We start from the raw sequence: 18785 nt of genomic DNA on the forward strand, positions 1-18785 counted from the left end.
AGCGTTTCAGCGCCGGGCCGTTCCCGGCGCGGCATCCTCCGCCTGCCACCCGAGAGGAAGGCAGACCGAGAGATGCGCAGGATCCTTGCCGCCGCCCTCGCCCTCGCCGCGCTGATCGCCGCGCCGCTGCCGGCCGGGGCGCAGGGCGTGAAGGGCGCCGAGCGCCAGGCGCTCACGCAGAACGGCCAGTGCAGCGCCGAGCAGCGCGTGGCGATCCGCCGCGGCTTCGCCGATGCGCGGCGGATGACGAACGAGTCGATCGCCGCCCTCACGCTGGAGCCCGAGCGCATCCAGGGCCATCTCGAACGCTTCTTCGGCACGAACCCGGCCGGGGCCATCGCCAAGAACTTCCACGCCATCGCCGAGGGTCTCGACAGCCGCGAGAACCGCATCGCCTACGAATGCAACCGCGCCGGCGCCTGCGGCAACGCCACCTTCGCCTATGTGCGCTGGGGCGGGAATGCGCGGGAGGTGATGGGCTTCTGCCCCGGCTACTTCCGCGCCGCGCGCAGCGGCCAGGACAGCCAGGGCGGCATCGTCATCCACGAGATGAGCCACCTCGCCCTCGGCACGCGCGACCACGCCTACCAGCCGCGCGGCGCCGAGGCGCTGGCGAAGGACGACCCCGCCGCCGCCCAGATGAACGCCGACAGCTACGAATACTTCGCCGAGTTCCTGCCGCGCTGATACTGCCCCCCAGCCTGGCAGCGAAACCCCGCCGGGCACCGCGCAATCCCGCGCGGCCCGGCGGGGACCTTCCTTCCCTCGGCCGCGGCTGACCGATCGGTCGGCGCGGCCGCGGCCCCCTCGACAGGCGGGCCGGTGGCTGCTTCCCTGCGCGCGACAACGCCAGCAGGAGGAACCGCCCCCGCCATGAGCATCAACGGCGCCGCCTACATCGTCGGGGCCTTCGAGCACCCGACGCGCAAGGCCGAGGGCCAATCGGTCGCGCAACTGCATGCGGAGGTCGCCTTCGGCGCGCTCCAGGATGCGGGCCTCACGAAGGACGACGTGGACGGCTTCTTCTGCACCGGCGCAGCACCGGGGCTCGGGCCGCTCAACATGGCCGACTACATGGGCCTGACGAAGCTGCGCCACGTGGACAGCACGGACATGGGCGGCTGCTCCTATGTCATGCATGTCGGCCATGCGGCGCAGGCCATCAAGGAAGGGCGCTGCAACATCGCCCTCATCACGCTCGCCGGCCGGCCGCGCGCCGAGGGCATGGCGACGGGGACGGTGCCGCGCTCCTGGGCGCCGAACATCCCGGACGATCCGTTCGAGATCCCGATGGCGCGCACCGTGGTCACGTCCTACGCGAATGTCGCCTCGCGCCACATGTACGAATACGGCACGACCTCCGAGCAGCTCGCCTGGATCAAGGTCGCCGCCTCGCAGCACGCGCAGCACAATCCGCACGCCATGCTGCCCAAGGTCGTCACGGTCGAGGACGTGCTGAACTCGCCCATGGTGGCGGACCCGCTGCACCGGCTCGACTGCTGCGTCATCTCGGATGGCGGCGGCGCGCTGATCGTGGCGCGGCCGGAGATCGCGAAGTCGCTCAAGCGCCCGCTGGTGAAGGTGCTGGGCTGCGCCGAGGCCACCAAGAACCAGGCGGCCGGCTATCTCGACCTCACCTATTCGGCCGCGCGCCAGTCCGGCGCGGCGGCCTTCGAGGAGGCGCGCGTCACGCCGAAGGACATCCAGTACGCCTCCATCTACGACAGCTTCACCATCACGGTGCTGATGCAGATCGAGGATCTGGGTTTCGCCGAGAAGGGCAAGGGCGGCGCCTTCGTCGCCGACGGCAACCTGATCTCGGGCGTCGGGAAGCTGCCCTTCAACACCGATGGCGGGGGCCTGTGCAACAACCACCCGGCCAATCGCGGCGGCATGACCAAGGTCATCGAGGCGGTGCGCCAGCTCCGCGGCGAGGCGCACCCGAAGGTGCAGGTGCCGGGCTGCAGGCTCGCGCTCGCCAACGGCATCGGCGGCCTGCTCGGCCACCGGCACGGTTCCGCCACGCTCATCATGGAACGGGAGTGATCACCATGGCGACCCAGGCCGCCAACCGCGCCATCCCCGCCCCCAAGGAAGACCCGACCACCAAGCCCTTCTGGGACGCCGCCCGCGAGGGCCGCTTCCTCATCGGGCTGTGCAAGGACACCGGCAAGCACTTCTGGTATCCGCGCGGCTGCTCGCCCTTCACGCTGTCGAACAACGTGGAGCTGGTGGAGGCGAAGGGCACGGGCACCATCTACTCCTTCACCGTCATGCGCTCGAAGGAGCCGCACGCGCCGGCCTATGTGGAGCTCGACGAGGGCCCGCGCATCTTCACCAACATCGTCGATTGCGACCTCGATGCGCTGAAGATCGGCCAGAAGGTGAAGCTGGTCTTCAAGCCGACCGAAGAGGGCGGCGCGCCGGTGCCGATGTTCACGCCGGCCTGAACCGCACGGCCAGGCGACGCGCCGGGGCCATCGCGGCCCCGGAAAGCCGGGGGCGGGAGGCGATCCTCCCGCCCTTTCTCATGCGCGCTATTCGAGCCGCGCCCCCGAGATCCGCACCGCCTCCTGCCAGGTCGGGCGCTCGCGGTCGGCGCGGGCCTTGAGATCCTCAGCGCTCGTCCAGACCGCGAGTGCGCCGGAGCGCAGGAAGCGGTCCTTGAACGCCTGGTCGTCCACGATCTGGCGCAGCGCCGCGCTGAGGCGGTCGATGACGGCCCGCGGCGTGCCGTTGGGGAAGATGAAGCCCTGCCAGGAGGAGACGACGAAGTTATCCATCCCCGCCTGCGCCATGGTCGGGATCTGGTCCATCGTCGGCCAGCGCTCGGCGCTGGTCACGGCCAGCGCCCGCATCCGCCCCTCCTGGATGACGGGGACATAGGAAGTCAGGTTGTCCAGCGCGAAGTCGAGGTCGCCCGAGAGCATCGCCGGGATGGTCTGCGCCGCGCCGCGGAACGGGACGTGCGTGCCCTCGATTCCCGCCCGCGCGCAGAACAGCGCGCCCGAGAGATGCGGCGTGGTGCCCACCCCCGGCGAGCCGTAGGAGATGCCGCCGCGCTTGGCCTTCCCCCAGGCGATGAAGTCCCGCAGCGTCTGGGACGGGTTGTGCTGGGCAGCCACCACCGCGACGTTCGGCAGGTCCCAGGCGATTCCGACCGGCACCAGGTCGCGGTCCGGGTCGTAGGGCAGGCGGGTATAGAGGAAGCGGTTGATCACCAGGTGCCCGACCGAGGCGATACCCATTGTGTAGCCGTCGGGCGCGGCCTTGGCGGTGGCGTCAATGCCGATGTTGCCGCCGGCGCCGGCGCGGTTCTCGACCACGAAGTTCTGGCCGAGCAGGGCCTGCAGACGTTCGGCATAGATGCGGACCAGCACGTCGGTGGACCCGCCGGGCGGCCAGGGCACGATGATGCGCACGGGCCGGTTCGGCCACTCGCCCTGGGCCTGGACGATGCCCGGCGCGGCGAGCAGGCCGGTGCCGGCGGCGAGGAGGGTGCGGCGGGTGGTCATGACGTTCCATCTCCCGGATTGGTGATGGGAAGGAGATAGAGCGGACGGCGGGGGCTGGCCAGCCACGCGGCGCCGCGCGGTCCGGCCCGACGGAGTCGGGATTCCTTACAGACTTGTGAGGCCTCGTGCGCCACGGCCAGGAAACATAGCCAAAACAGCGATCTAACGGCGAAAAATGCGTGGCCCGTTTATTGCTCCAGTCGCTCCGGCGGCGGATCGGGACCCCCTATCCCCTCCGCCCCACCCCGCAGCAGCCGCGCTCCCCCCTTCCGATGCGCGGCCCCATGAGGGGAGCAAAACCACCATGCGTAAGGGCCTCATCGCCTCCGCCGCAGCCATCGCGCTTCTGGCGCCGGGCGCGGCCTCGGCGGCCTCGGTGTCCATCGACGTCATCACCGCCACCTGGTCCAACGTCGTCGGCGGCTCGGCCGTCAACTTCACCGGCAACGGCACCGCCTCCGCCTCGGTCAACTGGGGCACGGGGGGGCCGCAGAGCGGCTACGTCTTCACCGCCGCGACGATGCCGATCGCCTCCCTGCTGCCGCCCTCGCCCTCGCCCGATTTCACCCTTGGCACCTTCACGCACCGCAACTTCCCGATCACCTCGGGGACGAGCATCACCGGCGTCCGCCTGACCATCACCGCCGGCATCAGCATCGACAACGTCAGCCAGGGCACGAAGAACTTCGTGTTCGACTTCGACCACTGGGAGACGCCGAACGGTGCCAATCCCTGCGCCAATGGCGGGGCGAATGGTTCCGGCGTCAACGAATTCGGCTGCGCCGACCGGGTCCAGGTGGGCTTCAACAACCTCTCCGAGAGCATCGTCATCGGCGCCGACACCTACACGCTGAACATCGTCGGCTTCGAGATCAACGGCGTGCCGTTCAGCGAGTTCTGGACCAAGGAGAACGCCAGCAACTCGGCGCTGATCCGCGCCAACTGGACGCTGCGCTCCGAGGTGGTTCCCGCCCCGATGTCCCTTGCCCTGTTCGGCATGGGCCTCGCCGGGCTCGGCCTCGCGATGCGCCGCCGCGCGGCCTGACCGGGACACCCCGGCGCCGGGCCCGCCCCGGCGCCGGGACCGCCTCCGGCGCGGCAGCCCCGCGCATTCCGGACGGCCCGGCCCTAGCCCCGCCCGCGCAGCACCGCCGCCAGCGTCACCAGCATCGAGGCGGTCGCGCCCCAGATGTAGTGCCGTTCATGCGGCCAGACCCAGAACTCGCGTATCCGCCCGCGGAACTCCTGCCGCCGCCGCTCGGGCGCGGCGGGGTCCAGCAGCCGCGCGAGCGGATATTCGAAGGGCTCCTCCACCTCGGCCGGATCGTGCCGCAGGCCGAAGGGCGGGCGCAGCAGCGCCACCACGGGCGTGACCAGGTAGCCGGTGCCGGTCAGCACGCTCGGCAGCCGGCCGACCAGTTCGGGCAGGCCCGGGTCGAGCCCGACCTCCTCCTCCGCCTCGCGCAGCGCGGCCTCTTCGGGCGTCTCCCCCGCCTCCATCCGCCCGCCGGGGAAGGAGACCTGCCCGGCATGGGAACTCAGCCGCGCCGAGCGCAGCGTCAGCAGCACGGTGGGCTCGGGATGCACGACCAGCGGCACCAGCACCGCCGCCTGCACGATGCGCCCGCCCGCGCGCGCGGCGCGGTCGAGATCCTCCTGCGGGGATGGCCGGTCGCGCGGGACGGAATCGGGGTCGGCGAGCCGCTGCCGCAGCGCCGCGGCGTCGAGCCGCAGCGCCGGCGCCAGCACGGGCGCTTCGCTCGGCGGCGGGCTCAATCGGCCGCCATGTCGAGCGCCGGCGCCTCGTCGATCGGGAAGAACACCCCCTCGCTCCAGACGCCGAGCACCTCGCGCCCGTCAATCGTCTCCGGCTGGGCCAGCGCGACGAGTTCGTAGAAGACGGCGCGGCTGATCCGCGCCTCGAGCCCCGGGCGCACCAGGATGTAGGGCCGCGGCTCGCGCGTGCGCGGGTCGAGGTGCACGCGGATCGGATGCTCGGCGCCCGCGGTCACCATCTCGTCGAGGTTGGTGCGGAAGGTCAGGCATTGCTGGGGAACGCCGCAGCCGCAGTCACAATCGCGCCAGAACAACTCGACCGCGAGGAAGGGCGCGTCCTCCACCTCGATGCGCCCGCGCTCGGCCGGAGTCTCGAGCCAGTAGGATCCGTCCTCGCCGCGCTTGAGCACCGATGCGAACAGGCAGACCAGAGGTTTCCGCTGGATCGGGCTGCCCTTGTAGTACCAGGTGCCATCGCGCGCGATCCGGATGGCATAGTTGCCGCATTCCATCCTCGCGCGGGCAAGCACCGTGCCTGCCGGAGGCACCGTGCCGCCCGTCTTTTCCATGCCCTGGAGCGTCATCGCCCGTCGTCGCCCTTGCACGCGCCCTGGCCGATGCGAGGTAATCCGGTATGGGGTGGCACCGGCCGGCGCGCCTCCGCGACTGTCATATAGGGAGCCATGCCCGCATGAGTGAAGTGGCCGAAACGCAGGATCCCGCCGCCCTCGTCGCCGAGGTGGAGGCGCTCGGCGCCCGCCTCGCCCGCGTCCGGGAGGCGGTGGGCAAGGTCATCTTCGGCCAGGACCTCGTGATCGAGCGCGTGCTGACCACGCTGCTCGCCGGCGGGCATGTGCTGCTCGTGGGTGTGCCGGGCCTCGGCAAGACGAAGCTCGTGGACACGCTCGGCACCGTGCTCGGCCTCGATGCCCGCCGCGTGCAGTTCACCCCGGACCTGATGCCGGCCGACATCCTCGGCTCCGAAGTGCTGGAGGAGGACGCGCACGGCAAGCGCGCCTTCCGCTTCCTGCGCGGGCCCATCTTCTGCCAACTGCTGATGGCCGACGAGATCAACCGCGCCAGCCCGCGCACGCAATCGGCGCTGCTGCAGGCGATGCAGGAACACCGCGTGGCCATCGGCGGGGAGATGCACGCGCTCCCCGCGCCCTTCCACGTGCTCGCCACGCAGAACCCGATCGAGCAGGAAGGCACCTACCCGCTGCCCGAGGCGCAACTCGACCGCTTCCTGCTCGAGATCGAGGTCGGTTACCCCGACGCCGCGGCCGAACGGGCCATGCTGCTCGCCACCACCGGCGCGCGGGAGGCACGGCCCGCGCAAGCCATGACCGGCCCCGAACTCATCGCCGCGCAAGGCCTGATCCGCCGCATCCCGGTCGGCGAACAGGTGCTGGAGGCGATCCTGAAACTGGTGCGCGGCGCCCGCCCCGAGACCTCGCCCCTGGAAACAGTGCAGAAGAACCTCTCCTGGGGGCCCGGGCCGCGCGCCGCACAGGCGCTGATGCTCGCCACCCGCGCCCGCGCGCTGCTCGACGGCCGCCTCGCACCCTCCGTGGACGACGTGATCGCACTGGCCGAACCCGTGCTGCGCCACCGCATGGCTCTGACCTTCGCCGCCCGCGCCGACGGCGTGCGACTGAGCGAAGTGATCGAGGCGCTGAAGGACAGCCTGGGGTGAGGGGACAGGCGGCCCGGGTCACGTCGGAGAGGGGCGCCGCCCCTCTCCGAACCTCTCCCCGCCAAAGGCCGAAAGGCCTTTGGAAACCAATCTCAATCGGGGTGGTGAGGGAGGGGGCGTGGCGCGCCAGTGATCGAGTGCGCGCGTGTGACGCCCCCTCCCTCACCACCCCGATCAGGTCGAGGGTTCCAAGGGCCTTAAGCCCTTGGCGGGAGGGGTCCGGGGAGGGCGGCGCCCTCCCCGGCGCGTGCCCGTGACCACCGTTCCCGTCCCCTGGGCCGAGGCCCTTGGCGCCTCGCTCCCGCCGCTTGTCGTGCAGGCCGAGCGTGTGGCGCAGACGGTCATGCAGGGTGTCCATGGCCGGCGGCGGCCGGGTCAGGGTGATGCCTTCTGGCAGTTCCGCCCCTATCTGCCGGGCGATGCGGCGGCGCGGGTGGATTGGCGGCAATCGGCCAAGTCGGACCGCCTCTTCGTGCGCGAGACGGAGTGGGAGGCGGCGCAGACCGTCGCGCTGTGGTGCCAGTCCGGGCCGGAGATGGACTGGCGCAGCGACCGCATGCTGCCCACCAAGCGCACGCGGGCGGAGTTGCTGCTGCTCGCCCTCACCTCGTTGCTGTTCCGCGGGGGCGAGAGGGTGCGCCTGTTCGGCCTGCCGCGGGCCTTCGCGGGGCGCGGCGCGCTGCCGGTTCTGGCGCAGTCGCTCCCGCGCGCCGCCGCCGTGGCGGAGGATGGGCGCATCCCGCGCCATGCGCGGGCGGTGCTGATCGGGGATTTCCTGGCGCCGCTCGAGCAGACGCGGAAGGTCGTCGCGCAACTGGCGGCGCGGGCGGTGCGGGGCCATCTGTTGCAGGTGCTCGACCCTGCCGAGGAGACCCTGCCCTTCACCGGCCGCGTCCGGTTCGAGGGCGTCGCGACCCCCGATCATGCGCTGGTGCCGCGGGTCGAGGGCGTGCGCGCGCTCTACGAGGAACGCCTTGCGCGGCATCGCGACGGGCTGCGGGCGCTGGCCGCGGCCTCCGGCTGGTCCTTCGCGACGCACCGGACGGACCATCCGCCCGAGGCCGCGCTGCTCGCGCTGCATCGCCGGCTGGCGCCCGACTGATGTGGCAGGCCGGCCCCATCGCCTTCGCGGCGCCGTGGCTGCTGGTGGCGCTGCCGGCGCTGCCGCTGCTGTGGTGGCTGCTGCGCGTGAGCCCGCCGGCGCCGCGCAGCCAGGCTTTCCCGGCCATCCGCCTGCTGCGCGACCTGCCGCCGACGGAGGAGACGCCGCACCGCACGCCCTGGTGGCTGCTGCTGTTGCGGATCGCGGCGGCGGCGCTGCTCATCCTCGGCCTCGCCCGGCCGGTGTGGCAGCCGCAGACGGGCGCGGGGGGCGATGGCCCGCTGCTGGTGGTGGTGGACAATGGCTGGGCCGCCGCCCCTGACTGGGCCGCGCGGATGGCAAGCGCGACGGCGGCCGTGGATGCCGCAGCGCGCGAGGGGCGGCGCGTGGCGCTGCTGCCAACCGCCGCACCCGAGACGGGCGAGCCGGTCGCGGCCACCGGGCTGATGCCGGCGGAGGAGGCGCGGGCGCGCCTCGCCGCGCTCCGCCCGCGCGCCTGGGCGCCGGACCGCGAGGCCGCGCTCGCCGCCCTCGCGGCCTTCCGGCGGGCCCATCCCGGCGCGATCGCGAGCCTCTATGTCGCGGACGGCGTCGAGCATGCGCGGGAGGGCGACGCCTTCTCCCCCCTCGCCGCCGCGCTGGCCGAGGCCGGGCCGCTGACCGTGGCGCAGGCCGAGGGCCGCCCGGCGCGGCTGCTGCCCATGCCGCGCGCCGAGGCCGACCGGCTGGTGGTGCGCGTGCTGCAGACGGCCCTGGCGGCGCCGAGCGAGGCGACGGTCCTCGCCCGCACCGGGGATGGGCGGGCGATCGCCTCCGCCACGCTCGCCTTCGCGGCCGGCGCGACGGAGGCCGAGGCCGCGCTCGACCTGCCGATCGAGATCCGCAACCAGGTGGTGCGCCTCGACATCGAGCCCGAGGCCGGGGCGGCGGGGACCGTGCTGCTGGACGAGCGCTTCCGCCGCCGCCCGGTGGGGCTTGCGGCCGCGCAGGAGACGACGGCGGATGCGCCGCTGACCGGCGATCTCTTCTACCTCGATCGCGCGCTCTCGCCCTATGCCGAGATCCGCCGCGGCAGCCCCGAGGCGCTGCTGGCCCGCCGCCTCGCGGTGCTGATCCTGGCCGACCGCGAGATCCCCGAGGGCCGCGAGCGCGAGGCGCTGACCCGCTGGGTCGAGCAGGGCGGGATGCTGATCCGCTTCGCCGGCCCCCGCATGGCCGAGCGCCCCGATCCGCTGCTGCCGGTCACGCTGCGCGCCGGGGAACGCGCGCTCGGCGGCGCGCTCTCCTGGGAACGGCCGCAGACCCTCGCCCCCTTTGCCGAGGGCACGCCCTTCGCCGGCCTGACGCCGCCGACCGAGGTGACGGTGGAGCGGCAGGTTCTCGCCGAGCCCTCGCCGCGGCTGACCGAGCGCTCCTGGGCGCGGCTGGCCGACGGCACGCCGCTCGTCACCGCCGCCCCGCGCGGGCAGGGGCGGATCGTGCTGTTCCATGTCACGGCCAATGCGGAATGGTCGAACCTGCCGCTGTCCGGCCTGTTCGTGGACATGCTGCGGCGGCTGGTGGCGCTCTCGGCCGGGGTGCAGGGGGCGGAGGGCGAGGCGCCGCTCGCCCCGCTCGAGGTGCTGGACGGCTTCGGCCGGCTCGGCCCCGCGACGCCGGCCGCCGCGCCCATCCCGGCCAACCGGGTGGAGGAGACCGCGGCCTCCCCGCGCCATCCGCCGGGCTGGTACGGCACGCCCGGCCAGACGGAGGAGGCGGCCTGGCGGCGCGCGCTGAACGTCTCGGCCCATCTGCCGCCCCCGCGCGCCGCCGCGCCGCCGCCCGCGGGCGCGCGCAGCGAGGCGATCGGCGGCGTGCCGGCCGAGCGCGACCTCGGGCCCTGGCTGCTGGCGCTGGCGCTGCTGCTGCTGGCGGCCGACCTGCTGGTCTCGCTGGTGCAGCGCGGCCTCGTCGGGCCGCAATGGGGCCGGCGCGGGATCGCCGCGGCGCTGGCGCTGGCGCTGGCAGGCCCCGCGGCCGCGCAGGAGGGGCCGGGCGCGGCGGCGATCGCGACGCGGCTCGCCTACATCGTCACCGGCAATGCCCAGGTGGACGAGATCAGCCGGATGGGCCTCGCGGGGCTGTCGGATTTCGTGAACCGGCGCACCGCCGCGGCGCTCGCGGAGCCGCACGGCGTGGTGCCGGGGCGGGACGACCTCTCCTTCTACCCGCTGCTCTACTGGCCCGTGCTGCCCGACGCGCCGCAGCCCGACGCGGCGACGGCCGCGGCGCTGAACGCGTTCATGCGCCATGGCGGCATCATCCTGATGGACACCCGCGACGAGGGCTCGGGCGAGGGGATGAACCCCGGTGCCGGGGCGGCGCTGCGGCGGGTGACGCGGGACCTCGCCGTGCCGCCGCTCGCGCCCGTGCCGGAGGATCATGTGCTCAAGCGCGCCTTCTACCTGCTGCAGGACCTGCCCGGGCGCTATGCGGGCGGCCAGGTCTGGGTGGCGCGCGACCAGGACCGGGCGAATGACAGCGTGAGCCCGGTGATCATCGGCGGCCATGACTGGGCGGCGGCCTGGGCGCAGGACGGGCGCGGGCAGAACCCCTATGCGACCATTCCCGGCGGCGCGCGGCAGCGCATCCTGGCCTACCGCTTCGGCGTCAACCTCGTGATGTACGCGCTGACCGGCAACTACAAGGGCGACCAGGTGCATGTGCCGGCGATCCTGGAAAGGCTCGGGAATTGAGCGCCGCTGCCCTCCGCCCCGCACCCCGCCGATGGCCGATCGGCCTCTGGCCGGAGGGGCCCGGGTGGCGCCGCCCTCCCGGTAGCGAGGCCCCATGACCCAGACCATCGCCGGCCTCGACTTCGCCCCCGTCCTGCCGCCCTGGCTGCTCGGCCTCGCCGCGGCGGCGGCGCTGCTCGCCCTCGTCCCGGCGGCTTGGCGGCGCGCGCGCGGCACGGCGTGGCGGGCGCTCTCCTTCGCGCTGGTGCTGCTCGCGCTCGCCAACCCGCGCCTCGTGGAGGAGACGCGCGAGACGCGTCCCGACATCGCGCTGATGGTCGTGGACCACAGCGATTCCACCGCCATCGGCACCCGCCGCGCCAGCATCGAGGCGGCGCGGCGCGAGATCGAGGCCCGCGCCGGCCGCCTGCCCGACCTCGAACTCCGGACGGTCGAGGTGCCCGAGGCCGGCAACCAGGGCACTCGCCTCTTCGCCGCCATCGAGCGTGCGCTGGCCGAGATCCCGCGCGCGCGGCTCGCCGGCGTGATCGCGCTGACCGACGGCCAGGCGCACGACATCCCCGCCCAGCCGCCCTTCGATGCGCCCTTCCACGCCCTGATGCCCGGCCGCGCGGGGGAGACCGACCGCCGCCTGAGGGTGATCGAGGCGCCGGGCTTCGGCATCGTCGGCCGCGAGGTCGAGATCCGCGTCGCGGTGGATGACCTCGGCGTGCCGAACCCCGCGGGCGCCGCCCGCCTGACCATCCGGCGCGACGGCGAGCAGCCGCGCAGCGCATCGGTGCCGATCGGGCGCGACCAGCGCATCACCGTGCCCATCCAGCGCGGCGGCCCGACCGTAGTCGAGATCGAGGCCGATCCCCGGCCCGGCGAGGTCAGCCCGCTGAACAACCGCCAGGTGGTCACCATCAACGGGGTGCGCGACCGGCTGCGCGTGCTGCTCGTCTCCGGCGAGCCGCATGCCGGGGAGCGGACCTGGCGCCGGCTGCTCAAGGCCGACCCCAATGTGGACCTGGTGCACTTCACCATCCTCCGCCCGCCCGAGAAGGACGACCTGACGCCGCTGAACGAGCTCGCGCTGATCGCCTTCCCGGTGCGCGAGCTGTTCCAGGTGAAGCTGCGCGAGTTCGACCTGATCGTCTTCGACCGCTTCTCCAACCGCGGCATCCTGCCGGCGGTCTATCTGCGCAACATCGCGGATTATGTGCGCGGCGGCGGGGCGCTGCTGATGTCCACCGGGCCGGAGTTCAGCGGGCCGGTCAGCCTGGCGCTGACCCCGCTCGGCCAGGTGCTGCCGGCGCGCCCGGCGGGGCGGCAGGCCATCGTCGCCGAGGCGCCCTTCCGGCCGCGCGTCTCGGCGCTCGGCCACCGCCATCCCGTCACCGAGGGCCTTCCCGGCGCCAATACCGAACAGCGCCCCGAGGCCGAATGGGGCCGCTGGTATCGCTGGCTGCGCGCCGATCCGCGCGGCGGCAGCACGGTGATGGAAGCCCCGGACGGCTCGCCGCTGCTGCTGCTCGATCGCGTGGGGGAGGGCCGGGTCGCGCTGCTGCTGTCGGACCACATCTGGCTGTGGTCGCGCGGGCATGACGGCGGCGGGCCGCAGCAGGAACTGCTCCGCCGCATCGCGCACTGGCTGATGCGCGAGACGGAACTCGAGGAGGAGGACCTGACCGCGCGCATCGAGGCCGGGCGGCTGACCGTCACGCGCCGCAGCCTCGCCGAGGGCCCGCCGCCCGAGATCGCCGTCACCGCGCCCGACGGCACGGTGACGCGCGCCGTGCCGGAGGTGACGGGCGGCGGCCGCGCCGTGCTGAGCCTGCCGGCGGACCGGCCCGGCGTGTGGCAGGCGAGCGATGGCCGGCGCACCGCCTTCGCCGCCTCGGCCGCGGCCAATCCGCTGGAGATGGCGGATCTGCGGGCCGACCCCGAACGCCTGCGGCCGCTGCTGGCCGGCACGGGTGGGGCGGCGCGCTATATCGGCGACGGCGCGGCGCCCAACCTGCCGGAACTGCGTCGCGTGGCGCCCGGGCGGGATGTCGCCGGCGCCGGCTGGATCGGGCTGCGCCGCAATGGCGACCACACCGTGACGGGCATCAGCGCCATGCCTCTGCTGCCGCCCTGGCTGGCGCTGATGCTGGTGCTCGGCGCCGCGGTGGCGGCGTGGCGGCGGGAGGGGCGGTAGGGCCGGTCCCGCTCGGGCGCAGCCGGCAGGTGCGCGCGCAGGCAAGGTGTGGCCCCCGTGTTCGCGCCCCGGGCGCGCAGGCCCGCCACGCCCGTGCCCGCGGCACGCTCCCAGGGGCGATCAGCGCCCCCCCGGCCCCTTGGGCGGCGTCAGCGCTTCGGCCGCCTCCGCCTCGCGCTCGATCCGCTCGGCATCGGCATCGTTGAGGGGAACCACGCCGTAGCCCTGCTGCACGGTGTGCACGGCCTCGTGCGGGAGCAGGTCCAGCGCCGCCGGGGCGGCGCCGAAGGGGTCGCCGAAGCCCGGGCTGCCCACGGTGAAGGCGCGCGCGCCGAGGGCGCCGAAGTGCCCGCCCTTGAGGCGCACCACATCCCCGTCATGGAGCGCCATGCCCGGTGCGACCGGCACGCTGCGCCAACCCTCGGCCCCCTCGCGCAGCACCGCGACATGGTCCGGCATGTCCTGTTCCGGCATGGGCCGGGGCTCGCCCGGCCGGACCACCCCCGCGAGGCGGGCCACCGGTGCTTTCGGCGGGTTCGGCATGGCGGTCCCTTCCTGCGCGATTTGATGCCGGAACAATGCCGCCTTCGGCACCGGCCGGCCACCAACCGGCGGTTGCCGCCCGGCGATTGCCGCTGTTCCCGGCAAGGCGAAGGGGCGTAGAACAGCGCCATGCGACGGCACCTGCTCCTTGTCGCGCCGCTGGCGCTGACGCTTCTTCCCCTCTCCCCCACCGGGCCCGGCCCGGCGCTGGCGCAGTTCGCCACGCCGCCGCCCGCGGCGCCGCAGGCCACGCAGCGCGCGCCCGCCGCCCTGCCGGGCCTTGCGACGCGCCGCGCGCCGGAGCCCATCCCGGCCGATCCCAACGCCACCCTCTCGCCCACCGCGGCGCTGTTCGACGCGATCAACCGCGGCGACCTCGCGGCGGCGCGGGATGCCTTCAACCGCGGCGCCAGCCTCGACGAGCGCAACGTGCTCGGCCTGACCGCGATCGAGGCGGCGGTGGACCAGAACCGCAACGACATCCTGTTCTTCCTGCTCTCCGCCCGCGGCGCCGCGCGCGGCGCGCCGCCGCCGCCCGAGGCGATGCTCACGCCCGCGCAGCGCGCCGCGCGCGACCGCGCCGCGGCGGCCGAAGCGGCGCGCGCCGCGCGGGAGGCCGCCCGCGGCGGCACCGGCCCGCGCGGCCCGGCGCCGGCCACGCGGCCGCGGCTGTTCGCCAATGACGGCGGCGCCCCGCGGCCGGAGATCGGCTTCCTGGGCTTCGATGCGGGCCGCGGCGCCGCGACGGGGGCGGCGCGGGCGCCACGCCGGGGCTGAGGTTTTCGCGGCGCGCCCGCGCCCGGCGCATCCCGGTTCGGTCCGTGCGGGCCATCGCGGCGGGCCGCCGTTTCGCGCAGGGCTTGCGGGCTGGATGAGGCGGCCGCTGCCCCGCCGACGAAGCCTGATCGCTCGCGCCCGGGATCATGCCGGGAGGCGAGAGGCTTGACCGTCCGCTCGCCGGCCTCGCGCGGCTGGCAGCGTGGTCGCGCGCCAGGGCCGGTCCATGCAGCCGGCGGAGGACGGATCAACCCTTGCCCGCCGGGTATCATTACCAACCGGCGTAAGATTGATCTTTCGCCCGCTGGTATGGCGCGTGGGGTTGGCGGGGCGGCCGCGCGCGGAACCGACCCCCGATGACCCGCGGACCAAAGGCAAAGGACCGATCCTCTGCCCGGTGGCTATCAGACCCCCGCCTTCTCCGCCGCGCCGCGCAGGAAGCCGCCGAGGGCGGCGTGGAACTCAGGCTCCTCCAGCAGGAAGGCGTCGTGGCCCTTGTCGGAGGCGATCTCGACGAAGGACACGCTGGCCCCCGCCGCGTTCAGCGCGCGCACGATGGCCCGGCTCTCGCTGGTGGGGAACAGCCAGTCGCTGCTGAAGGAGGCGATGAAGAAGCGCGTCGCCGTGCCGCGGAAGGCCGCGGCGAGGTCGCCCCCGTGCTCGGCGGCGAGGTCGAAGAAATCCATCGCCCGCGTTATGGTCAGGTAGGAATTCGCGTCGAAGCGGCGGACGAAGGTGCTGCCCTGGTGGCGCAGGTAGGATTCCACCTCGAACACGTCCTCGAGGAAGGTCAGCGCCGGGGCACCACGCAGCCGCCGCCCGAACTTGCGCGTCAGCGCCTGTTCCGACAGGTAGGTGATGTGCGCGACCATCCGCGCCACCGCGAGGCCGCGCGCGGGGATGCGCCCATCCTCCCAGTAGCGCCCGCCCTTCCAGTCCGGGTCACCATGGATCGCCTGGCGGCCGACCTCGTGGAAGGCGATGTTCTGCGCCGAGTGATGCGCGGCGGTGGCGATGGGCGCGGCGGCGAAGACGCAGTCGGGATAGGTCGCCGCCCATTCCAGCACCTGCATCCCGCCCATCGAGCCGCCGATCACCGCCAGCCAGCGCGCGATGCCCAGATGCTCCATCAGCCGCTTCTGGGCGCGGACCATGTCGCGGATCGTCACCTGCGGGAAATCCGTGCCCCAGGGACGGCCGAGGCCGCGCCCCTCGGCATCCGTCATCTCGCTGCGCGGCCCGGTCGAGCCCATGCAGCCGCCGAGCACATTGGCGCAGACCAGGAAGTAGCGGTCGGTATCGAGCGGCCGGCCCGGGCCGACGATGCTCTCCCACCAGCCGGGCTTGCCGGTCACGGGATGCGTCTCGGCGAGGTACTGGTCCCCGGTGAGCGCGTGGCAGACCAGCACCGCATTCGACTTCGCCGCGTTCAGCGTGCCGTAGGTGCGATAGGCGACGGTCAGCGGCAGCACCACGGCGCCGCAGTCGAGCGGCAGGCCGTCGGCGAAGACCGCCTGCTGGTGCCCGACCTCGGGGAAGGGTGCGACGAGTTGCGACATGGGGGGCGCAGCATTAGGCCCCGCCGGGCCCAGCCGCAACGCCCATCCCCCCGCCGCCGCTTGGCGGGCCGGGCGGCGCCGTCTATTGCATCCCCGCCCATGCCCGACACGCCCGCACCGCCCCCCGCCGAGGCCGAGATCGCCGCCCTCCGCGCCGAGATCGACGCGCTCGACGATGCCATGCACGACCTGCTGATGCAGCGCGCCGCCGTGGTCGCGCGCCTCGCCGGCAGCCGGGCCAAGGGCCAGGGCTCCCCGCTGCGCCCGGGGCGGGAGGCCGCGGTGCTGCGCCGCCTGCTCGCCCGCCATTCCGGGCCGCTGGCGCGCGAGCGCGTGGTGCGGATCTGGCGCGAGATCTTCATGGCGAGCACCGCCATCCAGGGCCCCTTCAGCGTTGCCGCGCATGCGCCGCAATCGGCCGAGACGCGGCTCGCCCGCACGCATTTCGGCCCGATCACGCCGATCCGCGTGCATCCCACGCCGGCGCGCGCGCTCGCCGCGGTCAGCGACGGGGAGGCCTCGGTCGCCGTGCTGCCCGCCCCGGCCGAGACCGACCAGGCCGAGAGCGCCTGGTGGGCGCGGCTCGACGTGCCACGGCTGCAGGTGGTCGCGCGCCTGCCCTTCATCGCCGCGCCCTCCGCGCCGGAGGCGCTGGTGGTCGCGCCGGTTCCGCCCGACCCCTCGGGCGATGACCGCAGCCTGCTGCTGATCGAGGCCGAGGCCGACGCGCCGCGCGGGCGCATCGCCCAGGCCCTTGCCGATGCCGGGCTGGCGGCCGGGGCGGTGCTGGTGCTGCGCGCGGGGGAGGCGACGCTGGCGCTGGCCGAGATCGAGGGCTTCCTGCGCGCCGACGATGCGCGCCTCGCCGCGCTGCCCTGGGCGCGGCGGACCATCCTCGGCGCCTATGCCGCGCCGGTTGCCGGAGACGCGCCATGACCGTCATGCCCCGCCCCTCGATCCTTTCCGTCGAGCCCTATGTCGGCGGCGAGAGCAAGATCCCGGGCGTCAACCGGATCGTGAAGCTCTCCTCCAACGAGGGGGCCTTCGGCCCGCCGCCCGGCGCGATCGAGGCGATCCGCGCCATGGCGCCCGAGGCGCACCGCTACCCCGACGGCAGCGCCACCGCGCTGCGCGAGGCGATCGGCGCGCGCTTCGGCCTCGATCCCGCGCGCATCGTGGTCGGCAACGGCTCGGACGAGTTGCTGGCGCTGCTGATCCTCGCCTATGGCGGGGAGGGCACCGAGCTGGTGATGAGCGCGCACGGCTTCCTGATGTACGACATCACCGGCCGCTGGGCCGGCTGCCGCGTGATCAAGGTGCCGGAGCGGAACCTGACGGCGGATGTGGACGGGCTGCTCGCCGCGGTCGGGCCGCGCACGCGGCTCGTCTTCCTCGCCAACCCGAACAACCCGACCGGCTCCATCCTGCCGCAGGCGGAGGTGGAGCGCCTGCGCGCCGGGCTGCGCGAGGACATCCTGCTCGTGCTCGATGCCGCCTATGCCGAATACGTCACGCGGCCCGACTACGATGCGGGCGCGAAGCTGGTGGATGCGACCGGCAACACGGTGATGACGCGCACCTTCTCGAAAATCTTCGGCATGGGCGGGATGCGGCTCGGCTGGGCCTACGCGCCGGCGCCGGTGGTGGACATCCTCGGCCGCGTGCGCGGGCCGTTCAACGTGAACGCCGCCGCCATGGCCGCCGGCGTCGCCGCGCTGGCCGAGCCGGGCTGGATCGAGAAGTCCGTCGCGCACAACACCGCCTGGCGCGGCAAGGTGAGCGAGGCGCTGAGCGCCGCGGGGATCAGGGTCTGGCCGAGCGAGGGCAATTTCGTGCTGGCCGATTTCGGCACGGCGGAGAAGGCGCGCGCGGCGGACGCCGCGCTGCGGGCGCGCGGCCTGATCGTGCGCGCCATGGGCGGCTACGGGCTGCCGCAGGCGCTGCGCATCACCATCGGTACCGCCGAGGAATGCACCATGGTGATCGAGGCGCTGAGCGCGTTCATGCATGGCTGAGCCGCTGTTCGAAAGGCTGTGCCTGGTCGGCATCGGGCTGATCGGCTCCTCCATCGCGCGGGTGGCCCGCAAGCGCGGCGACATCGCGCGCCGCATCGTCGTCACCACGCGGCGGCCGGAGACGCTGCAGCGCGCGCGCGAGCTCGGCCTCGCCGACGAGGTCGAGCCCGACATCGGCCGCGCGGTCGAGGGCTGCGACTGCGTCGTGCTCTGCGTGCCGGTCGGCGTCTATGCCCAGGTGATGGCGCAGATCGCGCCGCATCTCGCCAAGGGCTGCATCCTCACCGATGTCGGCTCGACCAAGGGCAGCGTGGTGCGCGACCTCTCGCCGCTGCTGCCCGAGGGGGTGCATCTGGTGCCCGCGCATCCCATGGCGGGCACCGAGCATTCCGGCCCCGATGCCGGCTTCGCGGAGCTGTTCCAGGGGCGCTATGCCATCATCACGCCGCTGCCGGGCTCCGACCCCGCGGCGGTGGAGAAGGTGAAGGAGATGTGGCGGCGCTGCGGCTCGATGATCGAGACGCTCGATCCCGTCACGCACGACAAGGTGGTGGCGATGGTCTCCCACCTGCCGCACCTGATCGCCTTCACCATCTGCGGCACGGCGGACGACCTCGCGGAGGAGACGAAGGAGGCGGTGCTGAACTTCGCCGCCTCGGGCTTCCGGGACTTCACGCGCATCGCCGGTTCCGACGTGGACATGTGGCGCGACATCTTCCTCAACAACCGCGAGGCGCTGCTCGAGATGCTGGCGCGCTTCAGCGAGGACGCGCACGCGCTCGGCCGCGCCGTGCGCTACGGCCAGGCCGACTTCATCGAGGACCGCATCCGCCGCGGGCGGAAGATCCGCCGGGAGCTGATCGAGCGGAAACAGGCGTGAGGCGG

17 protein-coding genes are annotated in these 18785 nt (G+C 73.8%); 12 read left to right on the forward strand and 5 right to left on the reverse strand.

The window, feature by feature from the left end:
• Window positions 1-72 precede the first annotated feature (72 nt).
• The 3 genes from FHS88_RS17775 to FHS88_RS17785 all read left to right on the forward strand — a co-directional run bounded on the left by FHS88_RS17775 (window position 73) and on the right by FHS88_RS17785 (window position 2450).
• Window positions 73-687, forward strand: a complete 615-nt coding sequence (locus FHS88_RS17775; RefSeq protein ID WP_184486820.1) for a M35 family metallopeptidase — start codon at window positions 73-75, stop codon at window positions 685-687.
• Window positions 688-873: 186 nt separating this feature from the next.
• On the forward strand, window positions 874-2046 hold the full coding sequence (locus FHS88_RS17780) for a thiolase domain-containing protein (protein ID WP_184486821.1): 1173 nt from the start codon (window positions 874-876) through the stop codon (window positions 2044-2046).
• A gap of 5 nt (window positions 2047-2051) precedes the next feature.
• Entirely contained in the window at window positions 2052-2450 is a 399-nt protein-coding gene (locus FHS88_RS17785) for a Zn-ribbon domain-containing OB-fold protein (RefSeq protein ID WP_184486822.1), read from the forward strand.
• 87 nt (window positions 2451-2537) lie between these two features.
• Here FHS88_RS17785 and FHS88_RS17790 read toward each other — a convergent pair whose 3' ends face one another.
• Window positions 2538-3515 carry a Bug family tripartite tricarboxylate transporter substrate binding protein gene (locus tag FHS88_RS17790; protein WP_184486823.1) on the reverse strand — a complete coding sequence of 326 codons (978 nt, stop codon included), beginning with the start codon at window positions 3513-3515 and terminating at the stop codon, window positions 2538-2540.
• A gap of 304 nt (window positions 3516-3819) precedes the next feature.
• On the opposite strand from FHS88_RS17790, the gene FHS88_RS17795 reads away from it, so the two are divergent.
• Complete coding sequence (locus FHS88_RS17795; RefSeq protein WP_184486824.1) at window positions 3820-4560, forward strand: THxN family PEP-CTERM protein; 741 nt, start codon at window positions 3820-3822, stop codon at window positions 4558-4560.
• A gap of 83 nt (window positions 4561-4643) precedes the next feature.
• On the opposite strand, the gene FHS88_RS17800 is transcribed toward FHS88_RS17795, so the two are convergent.
• A complete protein-coding gene (locus FHS88_RS17800; protein ID WP_184486825.1) occupies window positions 4644-5291 on the reverse strand; it encodes a CoA pyrophosphatase in 648 nt (215 codons plus the stop codon).
• Window positions 5288-5860 (reverse strand): DUF1285 domain-containing protein, encoded by a 573-nt coding sequence (locus FHS88_RS17805; RefSeq protein ID WP_246420219.1) that lies wholly within the window; start codon window positions 5858-5860, stop codon window positions 5288-5290. The genes FHS88_RS17800 and FHS88_RS17805 overlap by 4 nt, the downstream gene beginning before the upstream one ends.
• 122 nt (window positions 5861-5982) lie before the next feature.
• Here FHS88_RS17805 and FHS88_RS17810 point away from each other — a divergent pair, with 122 nt between their 5' ends.
• From FHS88_RS17810 to FHS88_RS17825, 4 genes are all read left to right on the forward strand, one after another.
• Complete coding sequence (locus FHS88_RS17810) at window positions 5983-6987, forward strand: AAA family ATPase (RefSeq protein WP_184486827.1); 1005 nt, start codon at window positions 5983-5985, stop codon at window positions 6985-6987.
• Window positions 6988-7234: 247 nt separating this feature from the next.
• Window positions 7235-8089, forward strand: coding sequence for a DUF58 domain-containing protein (locus tag FHS88_RS17815; protein WP_338146646.1), 855 nt, complete (start codon window positions 7235-7237; stop codon window positions 8087-8089).
• Window positions 8089-10824, forward strand: a complete 2736-nt coding sequence (locus FHS88_RS17820; protein WP_184486828.1) for a DUF4159 domain-containing protein — start codon at window positions 8089-8091, stop codon at window positions 10822-10824. Before FHS88_RS17815 ends, FHS88_RS17820 begins: the two co-directional genes overlap by 1 nt.
• Before the next feature lie 94 nt (window positions 10825-10918).
• Window positions 10919-13006 (forward strand): hypothetical protein, encoded by a 2088-nt coding sequence (locus FHS88_RS17825; protein ID WP_184486829.1) that lies wholly within the window; start codon window positions 10919-10921, stop codon window positions 13004-13006.
• A gap of 120 nt (window positions 13007-13126) precedes the next feature.
• On the opposite strand, the gene FHS88_RS17830 is transcribed toward FHS88_RS17825, so the two are convergent.
• Window positions 13127-13549 carry a hypothetical protein gene (locus FHS88_RS17830; RefSeq protein WP_184486830.1) on the reverse strand — a complete coding sequence of 141 codons (423 nt, stop codon included), beginning with the start codon at window positions 13547-13549 and terminating at the stop codon, window positions 13127-13129.
• Window positions 13550-13678: 129 nt separating this feature from the next.
• Here FHS88_RS17830 and FHS88_RS17835 point away from each other — a divergent pair, with 129 nt between their 5' ends.
• Window positions 13679-14326 (forward strand): ankyrin repeat domain-containing protein, encoded by a 648-nt coding sequence (locus tag FHS88_RS17835; protein ID WP_184486831.1) that lies wholly within the window; start codon window positions 13679-13681, stop codon window positions 14324-14326.
• 404 nt (window positions 14327-14730) lie between these two features.
• On the opposite strand, the gene metX is transcribed toward FHS88_RS17835, so the two are convergent.
• On the reverse strand, window positions 14731-15885 hold the full coding sequence (gene metX, locus FHS88_RS17840; protein ID WP_184486832.1) for a homoserine O-acetyltransferase MetX: 1155 nt from the start codon (window positions 15883-15885) through the stop codon (window positions 14731-14733).
• Between the two features lie 99 nt (window positions 15886-15984).
• On the opposite strand from metX, the gene FHS88_RS17845 reads away from it, so the two are divergent.
• The 3 genes from FHS88_RS17845 to FHS88_RS17855 are packed head-to-tail and all read left to right on the forward strand — an operon-like array spanning window position 15985 to window position 18780.
• Entirely contained in the window at window positions 15985-16821 is an 837-nt protein-coding gene (locus FHS88_RS17845) for a chorismate mutase (RefSeq protein WP_184486833.1), read from the forward strand.
• Window positions 16818-17900: a histidinol-phosphate transaminase gene (gene hisC, locus FHS88_RS17850; RefSeq protein ID WP_184486834.1), complete on the forward strand. Its 1083-nt coding sequence runs from the start codon at window positions 16818-16820 to the stop codon at window positions 17898-17900. Before FHS88_RS17845 ends, hisC begins: the two co-directional genes overlap by 4 nt.
• Window positions 17893-18780 carry a prephenate/arogenate dehydrogenase family protein gene (locus FHS88_RS17855; protein WP_184486835.1) on the forward strand — a complete coding sequence of 296 codons (888 nt, stop codon included), beginning with the start codon at window positions 17893-17895 and terminating at the stop codon, window positions 18778-18780. The genes hisC and FHS88_RS17855 overlap by 8 nt, the downstream gene beginning before the upstream one ends.
• Window positions 18781-18785: the final 5 nt, after the last annotated feature.

Source organism: Neoroseomonas alkaliterrae (assembly GCF_014199195.1).
GTDB classification, from domain to species: domain Bacteria; phylum Pseudomonadota; class Alphaproteobacteria; order Acetobacterales; family Acetobacteraceae; genus Neoroseomonas; species Neoroseomonas alkaliterrae.

Excerpts from the sequence above, each read along its gene's own strand:
- FHS88_RS17775 (WP_184486820.1), top strand. The coding sequence starts at position 73 with ATGCGCAGGATCCTTGCCGCCGCCCTCGCCCTCGCCGCGCTGATCGCC.
- FHS88_RS17780 (WP_184486821.1), top strand. The coding sequence starts at position 874 with ATGAGCATCAACGGCGCCGCCTACATCGTCGGGGCCTTCGAGCACCCG.
- FHS88_RS17785 (WP_184486822.1), top strand. The coding sequence starts at position 2,052 with ATGGCGACCCAGGCCGCCAACCGCGCCATCCCCGCCCCCAAGGAAGAC.
- FHS88_RS17790 (WP_184486823.1), bottom strand. The coding sequence starts at position 3,515 with ATGACCACCCGCCGCACCCTCCTCGCCGCCGGCACCGGCCTGCTCGCC.
- FHS88_RS17795 (WP_184486824.1), top strand. The coding sequence starts at position 3,820 with ATGCGTAAGGGCCTCATCGCCTCCGCCGCAGCCATCGCGCTTCTGGCG.
- FHS88_RS17805 (WP_246420219.1), bottom strand. The coding sequence starts at position 5,860 with ATGGAAAAGACGGGCGGCACGGTGCCTCCGGCAGGCACGGTGCTTGCC.
- FHS88_RS17810 (WP_184486827.1), top strand. The coding sequence starts at position 5,983 with ATGAGTGAAGTGGCCGAAACGCAGGATCCCGCCGCCCTCGTCGCCGAG.
- FHS88_RS17820 (WP_184486828.1), top strand. The coding sequence starts at position 8,089 with ATGTGGCAGGCCGGCCCCATCGCCTTCGCGGCGCCGTGGCTGCTGGTG.
- FHS88_RS17825 (WP_184486829.1), top strand. The coding sequence starts at position 10,919 with ATGACCCAGACCATCGCCGGCCTCGACTTCGCCCCCGTCCTGCCGCCC.
- FHS88_RS17830 (WP_184486830.1), bottom strand. The coding sequence starts at position 13,549 with ATGCCGAACCCGCCGAAAGCACCGGTGGCCCGCCTCGCGGGGGTGGTC.
- FHS88_RS17835 (WP_184486831.1), top strand. The coding sequence starts at position 13,679 with ATGCGACGGCACCTGCTCCTTGTCGCGCCGCTGGCGCTGACGCTTCTT.
- metX (WP_184486832.1), bottom strand. The coding sequence starts at position 15,885 with ATGTCGCAACTCGTCGCACCCTTCCCCGAGGTCGGGCACCAGCAGGCG.
- FHS88_RS17845 (WP_184486833.1), top strand. The coding sequence starts at position 15,985 with ATGCCCGACACGCCCGCACCGCCCCCCGCCGAGGCCGAGATCGCCGCC.
- hisC (WP_184486834.1), top strand. The coding sequence starts at position 16,818 with ATGACCGTCATGCCCCGCCCCTCGATCCTTTCCGTCGAGCCCTATGTC.
- FHS88_RS17855 (WP_184486835.1), top strand. The coding sequence starts at position 17,893 with ATGGCTGAGCCGCTGTTCGAAAGGCTGTGCCTGGTCGGCATCGGGCTG.